At 56.2% G+C, this 16,369-nt stretch carries 16 protein-coding genes; 1 reads left to right on the top strand and 15 read right to left on the bottom strand.

What is annotated here, in order from left to right:
- Positions 1-13: 13 nt before the first annotated feature.
- The 15 genes from TH468_RS19890 to TH468_RS19820 form a co-directional block, all read right to left on the bottom strand.
- Positions 14-799, bottom strand: coding sequence for a response regulator transcription factor (locus TH468_RS19890; protein WP_085646195.1), 786 nt, complete (start codon positions 797-799; stop codon positions 14-16).
- A 262-nt stretch (positions 800-1,061) separates the two neighbouring features.
- A complete protein-coding gene (gene folP / locus TH468_RS19885; RefSeq protein ID WP_085646194.1) occupies positions 1,062-2,177 on the bottom strand; it encodes a dihydropteroate synthase in 1,116 nt (371 codons plus the stop codon).
- A 13-nt stretch (positions 2,178-2,190) separates the two neighbouring features.
- Complete coding sequence (ftsH, locus tag TH468_RS19880) at positions 2,191-4,134, bottom strand: ATP-dependent zinc metalloprotease FtsH (protein WP_085646193.1); 1,944 nt, start codon at positions 4,132-4,134, stop codon at positions 2,191-2,193.
- An 86-nt stretch (positions 4,135-4,220) separates the two neighbouring features.
- Positions 4,221-5,693, bottom strand: a complete 1,473-nt coding sequence (gene tilS, locus TH468_RS19875) for a tRNA lysidine(34) synthetase TilS (protein WP_168177197.1) — start codon at positions 5,691-5,693, stop codon at positions 4,221-4,223.
- 10 nt (positions 5,694-5,703) lie between these two features.
- Positions 5,704-6,834 (bottom strand): tol-pal system protein YbgF, encoded by a 1,131-nt coding sequence (gene ybgF, locus TH468_RS19870; protein WP_246832391.1) that lies wholly within the window; start codon positions 6,832-6,834, stop codon positions 5,704-5,706.
- A 148-nt stretch (positions 6,835-6,982) separates the two neighbouring features.
- Positions 6,983-7,480, bottom strand: a complete 498-nt coding sequence (gene pal / locus TH468_RS19865; RefSeq protein WP_007092132.1) for a peptidoglycan-associated lipoprotein Pal — start codon at positions 7,478-7,480, stop codon at positions 6,983-6,985.
- Between the two features lie 129 nt (positions 7,481-7,609).
- Positions 7,610-8,980, bottom strand: a complete 1,371-nt coding sequence (gene tolB / locus TH468_RS19860; RefSeq protein WP_007092133.1) for a Tol-Pal system beta propeller repeat protein TolB — start codon at positions 8,978-8,980, stop codon at positions 7,610-7,612.
- A 49-nt stretch (positions 8,981-9,029) separates the two neighbouring features.
- Entirely contained in the window at positions 9,030-9,986 is a 957-nt protein-coding gene (locus TH468_RS19855; RefSeq protein ID WP_085646190.1) for an energy transducer TonB, read from the bottom strand.
- 6 nt (positions 9,987-9,992) lie between these two features.
- Positions 9,993-10,448, bottom strand: coding sequence for a protein TolR (gene tolR, locus TH468_RS19850; protein WP_085646189.1), 456 nt, complete (start codon positions 10,446-10,448; stop codon positions 9,993-9,995).
- A gap of 1 nt (position 10,449) precedes the next feature.
- A complete protein-coding gene (tolQ, locus tag TH468_RS19845; protein WP_085646188.1) occupies positions 10,450-11,181 on the bottom strand; it encodes a protein TolQ in 732 nt (243 codons plus the stop codon).
- A gap of 7 nt (positions 11,182-11,188) precedes the next feature.
- Positions 11,189-11,650: a YbgC/FadM family acyl-CoA thioesterase gene (locus TH468_RS19840; RefSeq protein WP_085646187.1), complete on the bottom strand. Its 462-nt coding sequence runs from the start codon at positions 11,648-11,650 to the stop codon at positions 11,189-11,191.
- Complete coding sequence (ruvB, locus tag TH468_RS19835) at positions 11,647-12,723, bottom strand: Holliday junction branch migration DNA helicase RuvB (RefSeq protein WP_085646186.1); 1,077 nt, start codon at positions 12,721-12,723, stop codon at positions 11,647-11,649. The genes TH468_RS19840 and ruvB overlap by 4 nt, the downstream gene beginning before the upstream one ends.
- Positions 12,720-13,418 (bottom strand): Holliday junction branch migration protein RuvA, encoded by a 699-nt coding sequence (ruvA, locus tag TH468_RS19830; RefSeq protein ID WP_085646185.1) that lies wholly within the window; start codon positions 13,416-13,418, stop codon positions 12,720-12,722. The genes ruvB and ruvA overlap by 4 nt, the downstream gene beginning before the upstream one ends.
- Complete coding sequence (gene ruvC / locus TH468_RS19825) at positions 13,415-13,933, bottom strand: crossover junction endodeoxyribonuclease RuvC (protein ID WP_085646184.1); 519 nt, start codon at positions 13,931-13,933, stop codon at positions 13,415-13,417. The genes ruvA and ruvC overlap by 4 nt, the downstream gene beginning before the upstream one ends.
- A gap of 79 nt (positions 13,934-14,012) precedes the next feature.
- Positions 14,013-14,759 (bottom strand): YebC/PmpR family DNA-binding transcriptional regulator, encoded by a 747-nt coding sequence (locus tag TH468_RS19820; RefSeq protein WP_085646183.1) that lies wholly within the window; start codon positions 14,757-14,759, stop codon positions 14,013-14,015.
- Positions 14,760-15,252: 493 nt separating this feature from the next.
- Here TH468_RS19820 and TH468_RS19815 point away from each other — a divergent pair.
- The coding region (locus TH468_RS19815) for an MCP four helix bundle domain-containing protein (RefSeq protein WP_210402273.1) at positions 15,253-16,369 on the top strand (1,117 nt) is incomplete at its 3' end.

The following is a 16,369-nucleotide window of genomic DNA, read 5'->3' as shown; positions in this document are numbered from 1 at the left end:
GAATAACAGTCAATCAGGCGGTTTTCCCAGCACCGACAATGATACCAGGCGATGTAAAAGCATAGCCCCGCCCATATGCGGTCCGAACCGGCAATTCATCGCCCGTTTCGCGCAGGACTTTCTGACGAACGCGCCGGATCGCCGTATCAAGGTTGCGGCAATTTTCGGCCGTATCGGCCTTACCCAGCGCCATAACGATTTCCGGCCGTGTCAGCCACGCCCCGTTTGCCTCGACCAGTAATTGCACGATGGTGCGTTCCGTCGCGGTCAAAGTCGAACTGCCACCGCTTGAATTACTGAGCGTCCAGTTGAGCATATCAAGGGTCCAGGCGCCGTCGCGTTCCAGGTCTTCAGCCGCATCGTCATCTTTTTTGCCAACCCGGCGCAACAACGGCCGCAGGGCCGCCTCGATCACCGAAAGCGGGCTGTCTTTCGTCAGGTAAACATCCGCACCGGATTTATACCCGGTAAGATGATGATCCATCCCCGCAAGGGATGTCAGCATCATGATACCGCAATCAAGATTGGCGCGCGCATATTTGGCCAATTCATAACCATCGGCATCCGGCAGCATGATATCGAAAATGACCGCCGCAGGTGTTTTGGATTTCAGCGCGCGATGAAATGCTGCGCCGGTTTCACAACCGACAACATCAAAACCGCACATCTCGAGGTATTCGCACAAATCCCGATTAAGATCGGCATTGTCCTCGACCACGAAAACACAAGTCGCCATTGTTTCCTGACCCGCAGCCTTTTCCGGCTGTTCAACGCGCAGGTGCGCGCTGTATCCATTCATTCAACTTCGCCTTCGCTGTTTGCACGAAACCAACCATTTGCGCGATCTTCCTGATCGCAATTCTCTTTATCTTTAAAGGTATGTGGCGATTGGGTAAAATCCGCAAGCCCCAAGCACGATCTGTCAGAAATTGCCAGATTCACCGGATCAAAAAAAGACCCGCAATTCTGGCACCCAAAAATGCACCAGAACGGCGGGCCTTTTATAATTCGTTGTTCAAACCGGTCAACCTATACATCCATAGATTGATAGTCGAAAATGGCTATACCATTGACGTCGCGGTCGCGACCGATATCGACTGAACCGTGTCATGAACATCATGGACACGGATCATCTGAACACCGTGCCGCCATCCATTAACCGCCGATGCAATTGATCCTCCCAGCCGCTCCTTGGGGGATGCAGCCGGATCAATCTTGCCGATAAATGATTTGCGCGACGTGCCCAGCAACACCGGGCAGCCCAACCCGTGGAAAATCGCCAGACGCGACAACAGTTCCAGATTGTGCATCAATGACTTGCCAAAACCGATTCCCGGATCAACACAGATACGATCGCGCGCAATCCCCGCCCGTTCACAACTTTCGATCCGGTCCAGCAGATAGTCATACACATCCAGAACCGCACAATCATATTGCGGGTTTTCCTGCATCGTGCCCGGTTCGCCCTGCATATGCATCAACATCACGGGCCTGCCCGATGCCACAGCGACTTCCATCGACCGTTCATCACCTTCAAGCCCGGTCACGTCATTGATGATGGCCGCACCAGCCTCAATCGCGGCTTCCATCACGCCCGCATGGCGGGTATCGATGGAAACGCAATGGCCGTCTTCGGCCAGGGCCCGGATCACCGGAACAACGCGGGCGATCTCGTCGGCTTCGGACACGGCTTCCGCCCCCGGCCGGGTCGATTCCCCGCCGATATCAAGGATGGATGCCCCCTGTGCTGCCAGGGCACGCGCGTGTGCAATCGCCTGTTCGGTGGTATTGTAATCGCCGCCATCGGAAAAGCTGTCCGGCGTCACATTGACAATGCCCATCACATGGCAGGACGCCATATCAAGCCCGGCAAAATCCGCACGCTTGCTGGTCAGACGGTTCAGGACATCATTGATTTCATCCACCCGCCCGGAATTCTGGACCCAGCCTTCAAGGGCCAGCAACGGCAGGATCATGCTTTCGGCACCGCCGCCGTCGCGACGGCGGATGATTTCAAGGGCGGAAAAACCTCGGCGCGATCCGGCAAGCGGTAACGTATTGGGATCATCGGCATGGTCGATGAAACCGGTAGGTGCGTAATATAACGGTCCGTCAAAATCAGCGAAGCCCCGCACATCGGCGGGGCTTCGCAGGACCGATCCTTCGATCTTGTCCATCAGTCTCTTTCAGTTAGCTGCCCGGCTGCGGCTCCGGGGACAAATCCCCGCCACCTTCACCCGGGTTTTCCTTGCGTGCGCCACCGGTGGTCGGAACGGTCGAACGGCGTCCGCCGCCCGTGTCCTTGCCGCTACCATTGGAATGGCCCGCACGGTTGATTTCCTCGCCACGCAGAAGCGCATCGATTTCCTTGCCCGACAGGGTTTCGTATTCCAGAAGTCCCTTGGCAAGAACATGCAAATCGTCAAGATGCTCGGTCAGAACCCGCTTGGCGAAGGTATATGCCTCGTCGGAATAACGACGTACTTCCTCGTCAATGAGTTGCGCGGTTTTCTCGGAAACATTCTTGTGCTGGGCAACGCTGTGACCCAGGAACACTTCTTCCTGATTGTCCACATATTTGACATTGCCAAGCTTGTCCGAGAATCCCCACTCGGTCACCATCTTGCGCGCATACTGCGTCACCATATTGATGTCCGAGGACGCACCCGTCGTTACCTTGTCCTTGCCAAAGATGATTTCCTCGGCAACGCGGCCACCCATGGCAACCGCAAGGTCGGAAATCAGCTGTTCATAGGATTTGGAAACCTGATCGCGTTCCGGCAGGCGCATCACCATACCCAGCGCACGACCGCGCGGAATGATGGTTGCCTTGTGGATCGGATCGGATGCCGGGGTATGCAGCGCGACAAGCGCATGACCGCCTTCGTGATAGGCCGTCAGCTTCTTCTCGTCGTCGGTCATGATCATGGAACGGCGTTCCGCCCCCATCATCACCTTGTCCTTGGCATTCTCGAAATCGGCCATGGTAACGACACGCTTGCCAAGACGGGCCGCCAGAAGCGCTGCCTCGTTGACAAGGTTTGCCAGATCGGCACCCGAGAAGCCCGGCGTACCACGCGCAACCGTGCGCAGATCAACATCTGGTCCCAGCGGAACCTTGCGGGCATGAACACCAAGAATACGTTCACGGCCTTCAAGGTCCGGGTTCGGCACAACAACCTGACGGTCAAAACGACCGGGGCGCAACAATGCCGGGTCCAGAACGTCCGGACGGTTGGTTGCCGCCACAAGGATAACACCCTCGTTGGCTTCGAAACCATCCATCTCGACCAGAAGCTGGTTCAGGGTCTGCTCACGTTCATCGTTACCGCCGCCAAGACCGGCACCACGATGGCGGCCAACGGCGTCGATTTCATCGATGAAGATGATGCACGGTGCGTTCTTTTTGCCCTGTTCGAACATGTCACGCACACGCGATGCGCCGACACCAACAAACATTTCCACGAAATCGGAACCCGAAATCGTAAAGAACGGCACGTTTGCTTCACCGGCAATCGCACGCGCCAGAAGCGTCTTACCAGTACCCGGAGGTCCGACAAGAAGCATGCCTTTCGGGATTTTACCGCCAAGACGCTGGAATTTCTGCGGATCGCGCAGGAAGTCGACGACTTCTTCAAGCTCGCCCTTGGCTTCCTCGATCCCGGCAACGTCTTCAAAGGTCACACGACCGGATTTCTCGGTCAGCATCTTGGCCTTTGATTTGCCAAAGCCCATGGCCTTGCCGCCGCCGCCCTGCATCTGGCGCATGAAGAAAATCCACACACCGATAATCAGCAGCATCGGGAACCAACTGATAAGCGCGCTCATAAGCGGCGACAGGCTTTCTTCCGGCTGGGCGATAATACGAACGCCCTTGTCGTTCAGCTTTTCGACGAGATTCGGATAATCAGGGGTATAAACACTAACGGTCCGGTTATCGCGGGTTTGCGCTGTAAGAGTGTTGCCCTGGATCGTAACTTCTGAAATCTGGCCGCTGTCAACTTCGGCCAGGAAGTCCGAAAACGCCAGCGTTGACTGGCCGCTCCGTCCTGATGGCGACTGAAACAGGTTAAACAAAGCCACCAAAAGGATGGCAATGATAACCCACAGTGCGAGATTTTTTCCCATATTCATTCCAAGCTACTGATCGCAATTTGTGTTCGCCATGACGCGCAATCGCCCTGCGCACGGCCTGACCATCAGATAATGATAAGGTACCTTTACGCAAGTAGGACGTCGGGTTTCGGCGACGATTTAAACCCACTTTCCCACAAAGGTGTCGGGGGTGCAAACCGCCATCGCATTCCGATTGCGTTTTCTACCCCTATGGGGGCCGTCCGGCAACCGGCGGCGGATAATACGTCGGAAATGCCCGAAACCTCAAGCCCGCCAACGGAATGCAGGACTTCTTTATCATAAAGGGCGGGTATGGATGCAAGGGCCGCACGCGGCAAATGATCCACAAATGGCGCGATTTTGCCAATGGCGGCCCGAAAGGCGCGCGTGTGAAACGCATCACAAGCCGACAGCGGCGCAATCACAAACCGCCCCAAATCAGTGTAATCCGCGGTTACCCCCGCGCCATGATCTGCGAAAAACAGCTCGAACCGATTGTCCCAACGCTGCCCGAAACCACCGCGTATCAACCCCGGATCGATGCGGACCGGATGGGCATCCACGCGCCCGATCTCCCGATAAACCAGCAAAATGCCCCCCCGGCGATGCAACACGCATCCGCCCAGACTGACCCGCGCATCTTCCTTCTCGTTGATTTGCAGCAGGGCCGCCATCAACGAGCCCAGTGCCGGCATATAATTTTCTCCGCCAACCACCCGGACAATATGCCCAAGAGCATAGCGTGCGGTTACTTCATCACCGCCAACATCCTGCCATTTCGAATAATCGATACGTGCAATACCGCAATTTGCAATCTGCACTGCCGATGCCAGAAGGTCGGCAATCCGGTATTCCGCGGTTTGGCGTGCATCGGCACCGCTTTGAACCATCTCTTTTTTCGGGCCGTCCATCATCGGGTCGTGTCTGATGCGCACGCGCTCAAAACGGACATTGCGGTTTGACGGGTCTTCGATCCAGTCCTGCTGACGAGCCCGAAGTGTTGCAATCAGATCGGCCTTGGTCACGGGCAATAAGGGCCGCAACAATCTGGTATTGCGCAGATAACGCCGCGCTGCCATCCCGGCCCGACCGATCACGCCACTCTCGCGCTGTTGCCGCATAACAAGCGTTTCACGCTGATCATCGCGATGATGGGCGACCAAAAGGTGCAGGATGCCCATTTCCCCCAAGGCGTGGTCCAGCAGGTCATAGCGGGCCTTGCGCGCCGCTTCCTGAATACCACTTTGCGGTTTGGCCCCGTCCCAGCGCAAAATACGATGATCAATGCCATGTTTTCGAAGCTGCTCCCCAACCCGGATCGCTTCCTCTGCCGCCTCCGCACGCAGGCCGTGATCAACCGTGATGGCGGTCAATTCGCCGCCCTTTGACCCGCACCATTCATGCGCCAGTAACGCCAACGCCATGCTGTCCGCGCCTCCCGAAACCGCCACGGCAATTTTCGGCCGATCTTCAAACGGGCCAAAAACATTCATCAGGCGCGAAAAGACAACGGCGTCCAATGGGGTTCCATCGGACGCCGGATCGGGATTGATCATATTTTCCGGTTGGTCTGCCATCAGACTGCGATCAGGAACAGCCGCGATTCTTGCGTTCCTGACGCGCACGGTCAAGCACGACCGCCGACGCATTCGGGAAGTTGGCAATCAGATGGCCAAACGTCGTGCAGGCATCGTCCTTCTTGCCCAGATTGCCAAGCGACATGCCAAGTTTAAGCAGGTTATCCGCCGCCTTGCTGCTATCGGGATAGGTCTGAAAACCTTCGGTAAACGCGACAGCCGCCTGATCATACTGTTGGCGAACATAAAACGTTTCGCCAAGCCAGTATTGCGCATTCCCGGCCAATGCATTGTCAGGATGGCTTTTGACAAATGCGGCAAGGGCGGTCTCAGCCGCCGCAAAGTCCTGCTTGCGCAAAAGATCAAAAGCATAACGATACTGTTCTTCTGGTGTCCCAGCCGGAAGGGCACCACTGGCACCCGATGCAGCTGCCGCACGGGCGGGCGCACCAGACCCGGTATTGGATGGGCCCGATGGCACGGCGGGCGGCGAACCCTCATTCTCGATCACACCGAACAATTGGGTACCACGGTCATCAACCCGTTGCCCCGTACCGGCGGTATTTGGCTGGACATTCGATGCGCTCGCACCGTTTGCCGCCGCCCCGGCCGCCGCCGAGGGGGCAACTGCACCGGTCTGTGTACCGCCCGCACTGGCTCCACCTTCAAGCTGGCCAAGGCGGAAATCAACATCGGAAACCAGACGATCAAGGCGATCTTCAATCTTGCGAATGCGGAAGTCGAATTCTTCGATCTGGCCGGTAAGCTGGGTCACCGCGCGTTCGATCTCGTTGATCTGAACCTGCTGGCGCGCCGCGGCCGGACTTCCATCACTTGAACCACCATCGGCAACACCACCCGAAGGAACACCCTCGCGGTAGACATAACGCTGCAACAGGTCAAGATCCTTGCGCAACTGTTCGACCTGACGGGTCATGTTGGATTCTTGCGCCCGTACCGGTGCACCGCCAAGAACAGTCATACCCAGCAGGGACGCGACGGCAAACACCGACAAATAGCCGACCGGGCGACGGCGCAGCGCCCCCTGTTTTCCCCCAACGGTTGGTGAATGCGCCGCCGCGGAAATCTGGTGCGGCAGGGCGTCATTGCGATAACCGGTTTTCGGGCCAACTCGGATCATTTTCGGGTCCTTCGTCGTAATTTCGAACATCACATTCCCAGTATCATCAAGGAACAGCTAATGTTGCAACATTTTCAGGCGGCAAAAATAAGGCGCCTGTCCCTTTCGGAACAGGCGCCTTGAAATTCAGGCTTTCACCTGCACGCGCTTAACGGATAACCGAAACAGAGCGGCGGTTTTTAGCCCAGCTTTCTTCGTCGTGGCCCAGTGCGACCGGACGTTCTTTACCATAAGAAATGGTTTCGACACGTGACGGATCGATGCCCAGAGCAACGAGGTAATCTTTCACGGAGTTCGCGCGACGCTCACCCAGTGCAAGGTTGTATTCACGGGTACCGCGTTCGTCGGCATGGCCTTCGACAACGACTTTGTACTGCGGGTATTTTTTCAGCCAAGCGGACTGAAGTTCCAGCGTACGGCGTGCTTCGCCCGACAGGTCATATTTGTCGAAGCCAAAGAATACGCGATCGCCAACATTAACCGCGAACCATTCCGGGCTGCTTTCCGAAAGCGTGCTCGAAGTGGAAGACGGCTGGTTGGTGGTCGAAACACCTTCGCCAGCAGAAGTAGCCGAGCTGTCAGGTGCAGTTTCACAGGCAGCCAGAAGTGCGGCAGCAGCAAAAACACTCAGAATCCGAAGTTTCATTTAAGTTTTCCCCTTAACACCGGACGCATTCGCCCGATTGTGGTGTTTTCCATGTCTCGCGACACCGAAAATGCCCGCGATTAATGCGAATCGCATTCAGTGCTTCGCGATGACTATACTCTTGAGATATCAGGGAATCAAGGGCGACCATGCCGGATCCGATCCATCCGCCGGTGTCACGATCTCACGCTCGTTAAAACCGGTCAAATCGATCGAATACAGACGATAGCGATCCTTGGTCCCGTCCCTGGACGGGTGCTGGCGGTGATACATCAACACTCTTCCGTTCGGTGCCCATGTCGGGCCTTCGACAAGGAAGCCCTCGGCCAAAAGCCGCTCTCCACTGCCATCTGGACGCATGACACCGATATAGAACCGACCTCCTTGTGACTTGGTGAATGCGATCAGGTCACCGCGTGGCGACCAGACCGGTGTGGCATAAAGACCACCACCGAAACTGATGCGCTGGACACCGCTTCCATCCGCATTCATCACGTAAAGTTGCTGTGATCCGCTACGATCCGAGTTGAACGTAATTCGCGAACCATCAGGAGAATATGACGGCGATGTATCAACTGCAGGATGCCGCGTCAACTGGCGTTTTTCGCGCGTACGCAGATCCAGCTGGTAGATTTCACTATTGCCGTCCAAAGCCTGGGACATCACCACGGAATTGCCATCTGGGGCAAAACGCGGGGCAAAGGTCATGCCCGGGAAATCGCCAAGCAATTCAAGCTCGCCGGTATCGATATCCAGAACATAGACACGTGGTTTATCGTTGAAGTACGACATATAAACCACTTCCTGGGCCGTCGGAGAAAAACGCGGGTTCAGAACAAGAAACTTGCCGTCCGACAGGAAACGGTGGTTCGCACCGTCCTGATCCATGATGGCAAGCCGCTTGACGCGTTTATCGCCCGGGCCCGATTCGGAGACATAAACGATACGGGTATCGAAATAACCCGATTCCCCGGTAATGCGTTTATAGATCTCGTCGGCAATCTTGTGTGCGATACGCCGCCAGTTGTTCGGCTGGGTGCGATAGGCCACCCCTGCCATCTGGTTTTCAGCCAGAACATCCCAAAGGCGGAATTCGACACGCAGAAGCCCGTTCGGTTCGGTGACAACCCGGCCATTGACGAGTGCCTGCGCATTGATCGCGCGCCACTCGGCAAAGTTCGGATTGACCGCCAGCGAACTGGCACTCTGGATAAAGGCTTTTTCGTCAATTGGCGCAAACAGACCCGATCGCGCCAGATCGGCACTGATCACCGATGTGATGTTCTGACCGACTTCGGTTTCCGAAACACCTTCACCCGGGAAACGGGTAACGGCAATCGGCATCGGTTTGACTTCACCCCGGGTGATGTCGATACGGAGTTCGGCATGCGCCGGTGCCGAGGGTACAACGGCCAGGCCAGCAACAACGGCAAGGGCACACAGTCCTGCCAGACTGCGTGTAACCCAATCTCGTTTTGATGCGTTGGTCTTGATGGTCATCCTGCCTCGCTATTTTCCACGCGTTTTGAGGGACTTATGATTTTATTCATTACAGGCCCAGCATTTCACGCATGTCAAAATTGAACGTGAATGTGCGCCACATTTCGTATTTATCCAGCGGCAGTTTCAGGGGACTGCATTGTGGATTTTGCACAGCTCGAAGAGCACTTTCTGCAATCGCACGACGAGAAGGATCGCCGCCAATCTCCCCAGAGTTGCTAATCTGTGCCTTTTGTACTGTTCCGTCTGGCCGTGCAACAACATGTATTTCAACTGCAAAGTTCCCGGCTTCCTTGGCTCCGGCCGGTGGGCTCCAGCAGCGTTCGATCTGTCTTTTGACGGCGTCAAGCTCGCTCATAGTCAAACGCGCGTCCAGACGGGTCGCAACCACCTCGCTTGCATTGTCTTCGGGCGTATCTTCCGGTGTATCCTGTGGTGTCGGCTGTGCACTCGGTTCGGTTTTGCGCACATCCTTCAGAATATCGGCAAGTGTCCGCTTCGGCTCCGGGTCGGGTTGCTTCTTCGGTTCGGGCTTCGGTTCCGACTTGGGCTCTGGCTTTTTGGCCTCAACCGGCTTTGGTTTCGGCTTTTCCGGGGTCGGGGTCGGTTCCTTCTTCACTTCCGGTTTCGGAACGGGTTTGGGTTCCGGTTTCGGCTGAGGTTTGGGCTCGACCTTCGGCTCCGGTTTCGGCTCAGGCTTCGGTTCCGGTTTGGGCTCTGGCTTTGGCGCTGGCTTGGGTTCCGGTTTCGGGGTCGGTTTGGGCTCCGGCTTCGGAACCGGCTTAGGCTCTGGCTTTGCAACCGGTTTCGGTTTCGGCTTTTCTTCGGCTTTCGGCTTTGGCAGCGCCTTGGTCGGAGCAGCCGAGAATTCATCGACTGTCACCACCTCGACCGAAATCGATTGCAGTTCCAGCGGCGTTTCCTCGAACAGTTCCGGCAAGCCTAACCAAGCAATCAGAAAGATCACCAGGTGGGCTGCCAGAGAAATCAGAACACTGCGAAACATGTCGGTTTACTTGCCCTTTGCGGGTAGCTCCGCGATCAGTGCAACTTTGCTAAACCCGGCCTCGCTGATCAGGCCCATGACTTCCATCACACGGCCATAATCAATTGCCCGGTCACCGCGCACGAAAATACGGGTATCGCGTTTATTCTCGGTAATGGCCGAAAGCTTCTCGGCCAGCGTGTCCTGCGGAACTTCACTGTCCATGATATAAAGGGTGCCATCACCGGTGACAGATACGACCAGCGGTTCGTCCTGGCCGGTCATCGGGGCGGCCGATGTTTCCGGCAGGTCCACTTCGACGCCAACCGTCATCAAAGGTGCGGCAACCATGAAAATCACCAGCAGAACAAGCATCACGTCAACCATCGGGGTGACGTTGATGTCGCTCATGGCGCGGCGGCTGTTGCTGCGACGACCGCGGCGGCGTCCTCTGCCGGATCCGGATGCGAGTTGAGCGCCCATATCAGTCTCTCGCGTCGTCGAGCTGGCGTGACAGAATCGACGAGAACTCGTCAACAAACGCTTCAAGGCGGTTGCCATAACGGTTCAGGTCACTGGAAATCTTGTTATAGGCCACCACCGCCGGAATAGCCGCAACAAGGCCCATCGCCGTTGCAAGCAACGCCTCGGCAATACCCGGTGCAACCACTGCAAGCGATGTGTTTTTCGATGCCGCAATCGACTGGAAGGAAATCATGATCCCCCAGACCGTCCCGAACAGGCCGACAAACGGTGCGGTAGAACCAACCGACGCCAAGAACGTCATATAACGTTCAACCCGGTCCATCTCGCGGCCCAGCGTGGTTTCCATTGATCGCTCCAGACGCTGCTGAAGGCGCGCGCGCATTGTTTCGCCTTTGACGCCGCGCGCGTTCGAACGACGCCATTCGCGCATTGCCGAAACAAAAATCGCCGACATCGGATCGCGCGGCTGATCAGCAATTCGGTCATACAGGTCTTCAAGCGACCCGCCCGACCAGAATGCCTCTTCAAATGTGTTTGCCTGGGCGCGCAATTTACGCAACCGGATCAGCTTTTCAATGACAATTGCCCATACCCAAACGGATGCCAGCATAAGACCGATCATAATCGTTTTGACGACCAGACCAGCCTGCAGGAACAGACCCCACATAGACATGTCATGGGCCATGACCGACTGCCCCAGCGTTACCGCGTCGACCACCTGATTTTCCATATTCTCTTCAGTCCTCGTTCACATCCAGATAGGTTGCGTAAGCCGTTCTCAATTCATCGGGCATCCGTTGCGCCCGTAACTCTTGCAGCGACACGCAGGCGAGATATATCTCGATAACCACGAGCACCTCGTCGTCCCGCATGATCTTCTGTTCGAATCCCAGCGACGCGCCCCCCAGTTTGATCAGGCGAGTATCCACAATCAGCCTGTCTTCCAACCGGGCCGCCCGGCGAAAATCGAGCGTACAGTGTCGAACGGCTATGGCAACTTTGTGGCGCTCTGCAAGGCTACTATTGCTAACGCCCAACAGGTTAAGCATCGCTGAACGCGCCCGCTCGGCAAAGGCGAGATAGTTGGCGTGATATACAATTCCACCTGCATCGGTATCCTCGTAAAACACCATTAACGGGAAAATATGCCGCTTGCCCTCGATATGACCGAGCAGGCTGTTTTCGCTCTTATCCGTCATTCCTCTGTCCCGTCTGCGGCCTTGGTCGCGCGCTGATCAAACAGGTCCGCCAACGGCACACCATTGCCTTCGCGCGGCGGCACCAGCCCCAGATGCTTGTATCCCTTGATGCCCAGCATCCGGCCCCGCGGGGTGCGCTGTATCAATCCCTGCTGCAACAGATACGGTTCGATCACGTCTTCAATCGTGTCACGTTCTTCCGACAGGGCCGCTGCCAGCGTATCGACACCAACCGGCCCGCCGCCGTAATTCCCGGCAATACAGTTCAGATAACGGCGGTCCTGGCTATCAAGGCCGAGGTTATCGACCTCAAGCCTTGTTAGCGCCGCATCGGCGATGAATTTATCGACGGGCGATTTTCCGGCAACCACCGCAAAATCACGCACCCGGCGCAACAATCGCCCGGCAATACGTGGTGTTCCCCGTGACCGGCGGGCAATTTCCATCGCCCCTTCACGCGTCATATCGAAACTCAGCAACCGCGCACCGCGCGCCACGATCTCGACCAGCTCTTCGGGCTCATAGAATCGCAACCGCAACGGAATACCAAACCGGTCACGAAGCGGCGTCGTCAAAAGCCCCGACCGTGTCGTTGCCCCGACAAGCGTAAAGGGCGGCAGATCAATCCGCACCGAACGTGCAGCCGGTCCCTCGCCGATGATCAGATCAAGCTGGAAATCTTCCATCGCCGGATACAGGATTTCCTCGACCGCCGGGTTCAGGCGATGAATTTCATCAATAAACAGAACATCGCGCGGCTGAAGATTGGTCAGAAGGGCAGCAAGATCACCGGCCTTGGCAATCACCGGGCCGGACGTCGCCCGGAAACCGACGCCAAGCTCGCTGGCAACAATCTGCGACAGTGTCGTTTTCCCCAAGCCCGGAGGCCCGAAAAACAGCACATGATCCAAGGCCTCTTCGCGGCCACGCGCGGCCTGAATGAACACATCAAGATTTTCGCGCACTTCTTTCTGGCCGGTAAAATCGTCCAGCCGACGCGGGCGCAAAGAGCCGTCCTGATAATCCTCTTCGCGGCGTTCCCCGCTAAGCAAACGGTCTTCTTCCTCGCTCACGCGCTAAGCTCCTTCAATCCCAGACGGATCAGGGTATCAAGTGTCTTGTCCTCACCGGCCTGCTGGGCGGCCTTGCCAACCGCGCCAAATGCCTCGGACCGGCCATAGCCCAGATTGACCAGCGCTGAAACCGCATCGGCCAGAACCGCGCCATCATCGACAACCGGCGCGGCATCGGCTGTGTCGATGCTCACATCAGCAAGCGGTTTGACCGATTTTGCAGATTTTTTTGACGAAGTTGCGGCGGACGATGCCACAGGTGCCGCCGGGGCCGCAACCGGGCCAAGGTTAATGCGCGCGGCCTTGTCTTTCAGTTCACCCACAACACGGGTCGCCACCTTCGGGCCAATTCCCGGCGCCCGGCAAAGGGCCGTGGTATCCTGCGCGGCAATCGCACGCAAAAGATCGGTCGGGCTTAAAACCGACAAAAGGGCCAGCGCAACCTTGGCCCCCACCCCTTGAACCGTCGTCAAAAGGGCAAACCACTGCTTTTCGGCGTTATCGGCAAAACCATAAAGATGAATGTGATCTTCGCGGACATGGGTTTCGATCATCAAACCAGCCTCGCCGCCTTTTGGCGGCAGCATGGTCAATGTTCTGCGCGATGCAAAAACAAGGTATCCGACCCCGTTTACATCGATGATGACACTGTCCTCGCCAATGAAATCGACAATTCCGCAAAGTTTTGCGATCACCTGTATTTTCTCCCCGGTCCGGCTGTTATCCCCGCAAGCGCGCGGGTTCCGGCATGTTGTGCATGACAAATCGCAACCGCCAGTGCATCGGCCGCATCTGCGCCATGGATCTGACATCCCGGCAGCAGGGTGGATACCATCATTTCAACCTGCTGCTTGGCCGCATGACCCGCACCCACCACCGTCTTTTTGACGGCATTGGGTGTATATTCCGTTACCGGAATGCCACAACGTGCCGGCGCAAGCAGCGCAACACCGCGCGCCTGCCCCAGTTTAAGCGTCGAAACAGGGTTTTTGTTAACGAAGGTTTCCTCGACCGCGGCCTCATCGGGCGTCCAGGTCGCAATCACATCCATAAGCCCGCTATGAAGCTGATCAAGCCGTTCCGCCAGCGATAGCGACTGTGTAGAGGTCACGACACCATTGGCAACATGACGCATCCGGTTGTCTGTAAGGTCGATCACCCCCCAGCCCGTGCGTTGAAGACCGGGATCGATACCTAGAACCCTGACCACGTCGCCTCACCTTATTATCATAAGCAAAATAAAATACGCCCGTCATTCAAAAGGGAATGACGGGCGTAAGCAAGCGTAATCAGTTATCAAGCGCAGCAGCGATCTCGTCGGTCCAGTTAACGTTGGTCCAGACATTCTGCACATCATCGTTATCTTCAAGCGCATCAACAAGCTTCATGATGCTCTGTGCCTGATCGATGCTGATGTCGGCCTCGGTCACCGCGCGGAAGACAAGCTTTGCACTTTCCGGATCCCCGAACTTCTCCGTCAGCGCTTCACGCACATTGTTAAGCTCTTCGATCTCGGTTTCGATGACGTGGCTCTCATTATCCGATTCCACATTTGCAGCCCCCGCTTCAAGGGCGGCCTCAAACATTTCATCCGCACCGGCCTTGTCCGCCGGATAAACGATTTCGCCAAGACGGTTGAACATGAAGCCGACCGAACCGGTTTCACCAAGGTTTCCACCGCTTTTGGCGAATGCGGCACGCACTTCGGATGCGGTACGGTTGCGGTTATCCGTAAGCGCCTCGACGATCACGGCAACACCGGCCGTCCCGTAGCCCTCGTAACGGACCTCTTCATAATTGTCGCCCTCGCCTGCACCGGTCGCCTTTTTAATCGCGCGATCAATGTTGTCTTTGGGCATGTTCTGAACACGCGCGGCGGCAATCGCTGCACGCAGACGCGGGTTGCTGTTGATATCATCACTGATTTTCGCCGAAACCGTGATTTCACGGGCGAGTTTGGTGAAGATTTTGGCGCGCTTTTTATCCTGCGCGCCTTTGCGGTGCATGATGTTCTTAAATTGGGAATGGCCGGCCATAACCTGAAACCTGTATTCTTTTCGTGTTGTCGATCAGTGCAAATCGGGCACCGGCCGGTAACTGCGGGATCTTCCCGGGCAGACCGGTCTCGCGATGATTACGCGCCAGTCCGGCGGACCGAACCGGACCGGACAAACTGACAGGCAGAAATTTCGACCGCTCCTATATCCTGTTTGCGCTTCAAGGTCCAGCTATCCGTCATCTGCCCGCATTCATCAACCGGCACGCACCGAAACCGCAAGCGCATCACCTCTGATTTATACAACTTATGGATTTAACCGTGATTTTTTGTCGCAGAACTGCTTACGCCTTGCAGTTCTGTGAATAATATTTCAATAATATCCCTTAATAAGAAAAAATAACTCTAAAGTATAACTCTTCGGGGGTTACAAACTGGGCGACGAAAAGAACAAAACACCCGTTGCCTGATCCAAGAAACCCGGACGGACACAGAAGCCGCTCGGGGAAAACAGCACAAGAAGGTAGGACAGAATGGGAATTAAGTTCGGGGTCCAAAGCAAACTTCTGATATCGTTTGCATTGGTCGGATTGATGGCGGTGGTTTCTGCCGTTGTGGGTGCCGTGTCTTTCAACAAGTTCGGCGAAGCTCTGACCACCATTACAGAAGAAAAACTGCCGCCGATCGCTGCGGCACAGCAACTGGCGACCGAAAGCGCGGAAATCGTCGCGATTGCACCGCGCATCGTCGCATCCAATTCCACAGATGAAGAACTGGCGATCAAGGAAGAACTTGATTTCCGCCTGCTGGAACTGGTCAACAAGATCAACGAAATCGAAGCCACCGGCTTCATGCCTGACGTGATTGCCACGATCAATGACAACCGCATTCAGTTGCAGGATACCCTTGGTCAGTTGCACACCGTCACCCAGGAACGTTTTGCCATTTCGACCGAAAAGGCCGAAAAACTAAGCGAGTTCCAGGACCTTGCAAAACGCTATGGCGATACGCTGAAACCGGTTCTGTCCTATACCCAGAATGACATCGCGCAGGGCAATGCCTATGCGCAGTCATTAAAAGACGATCCGTCCGCCAAATACACGGCAAGCACCGAAGAAGTCATTGAAAACTTCATCAAGATGAACGAGGCCATCAGCGCACGTTCACCGGTTCTGGAAATCGAACGTCTTGGTTCGTCTGCTGCCAACATGATCATCGCGTCAACCACCGAAACGCAGGCCGTGCGTCTGTCGATCATTCCGGTGCGTATTCGCGGTACATATTCCGATGCGCTGGCCGCCCTTGATTCCATCGGGAACGAGCGCCTGAAGAACTTCTATGTCGAACTGATCGACAAGATGCAGAAGCTCTCGGTCGGGGATGACAGCCTGCCGGAACTTCGCAAACGCGAACTTGCCGCCGCCGAGGAAAGCCAGCGTCTGGTCATCCAGAGCGGTGAATACGCCAACGCGATGCGCAGCAGCGTTTCCGAACTGGTCGCCGCCCTGAACTCCGAAGTCAATGACGCCGCCACACAGGCAAAAGTCGTCGAGAAACAAAGCCTGACGGCACTGGCCGTTGTCGCCATCGCCGCCATCCTGATCTCGCTGATCATTTACGTGGTCTATGTCCGTGGCAACCTTCTGCGTC

The sequence above is a fragment of the Thalassospira sp. MCCC 1A03138 genome (assembly GCF_002115785.1).
In the GTDB taxonomy this organism is placed as follows: Bacteria; Pseudomonadota; Alphaproteobacteria; order Rhodospirillales; family Thalassospiraceae; genus Thalassospira.
The sequence above is the reverse complement of the archived record's forward strand: the minus strand, read 5'-3'. Positions and strand labels throughout refer to the sequence as shown.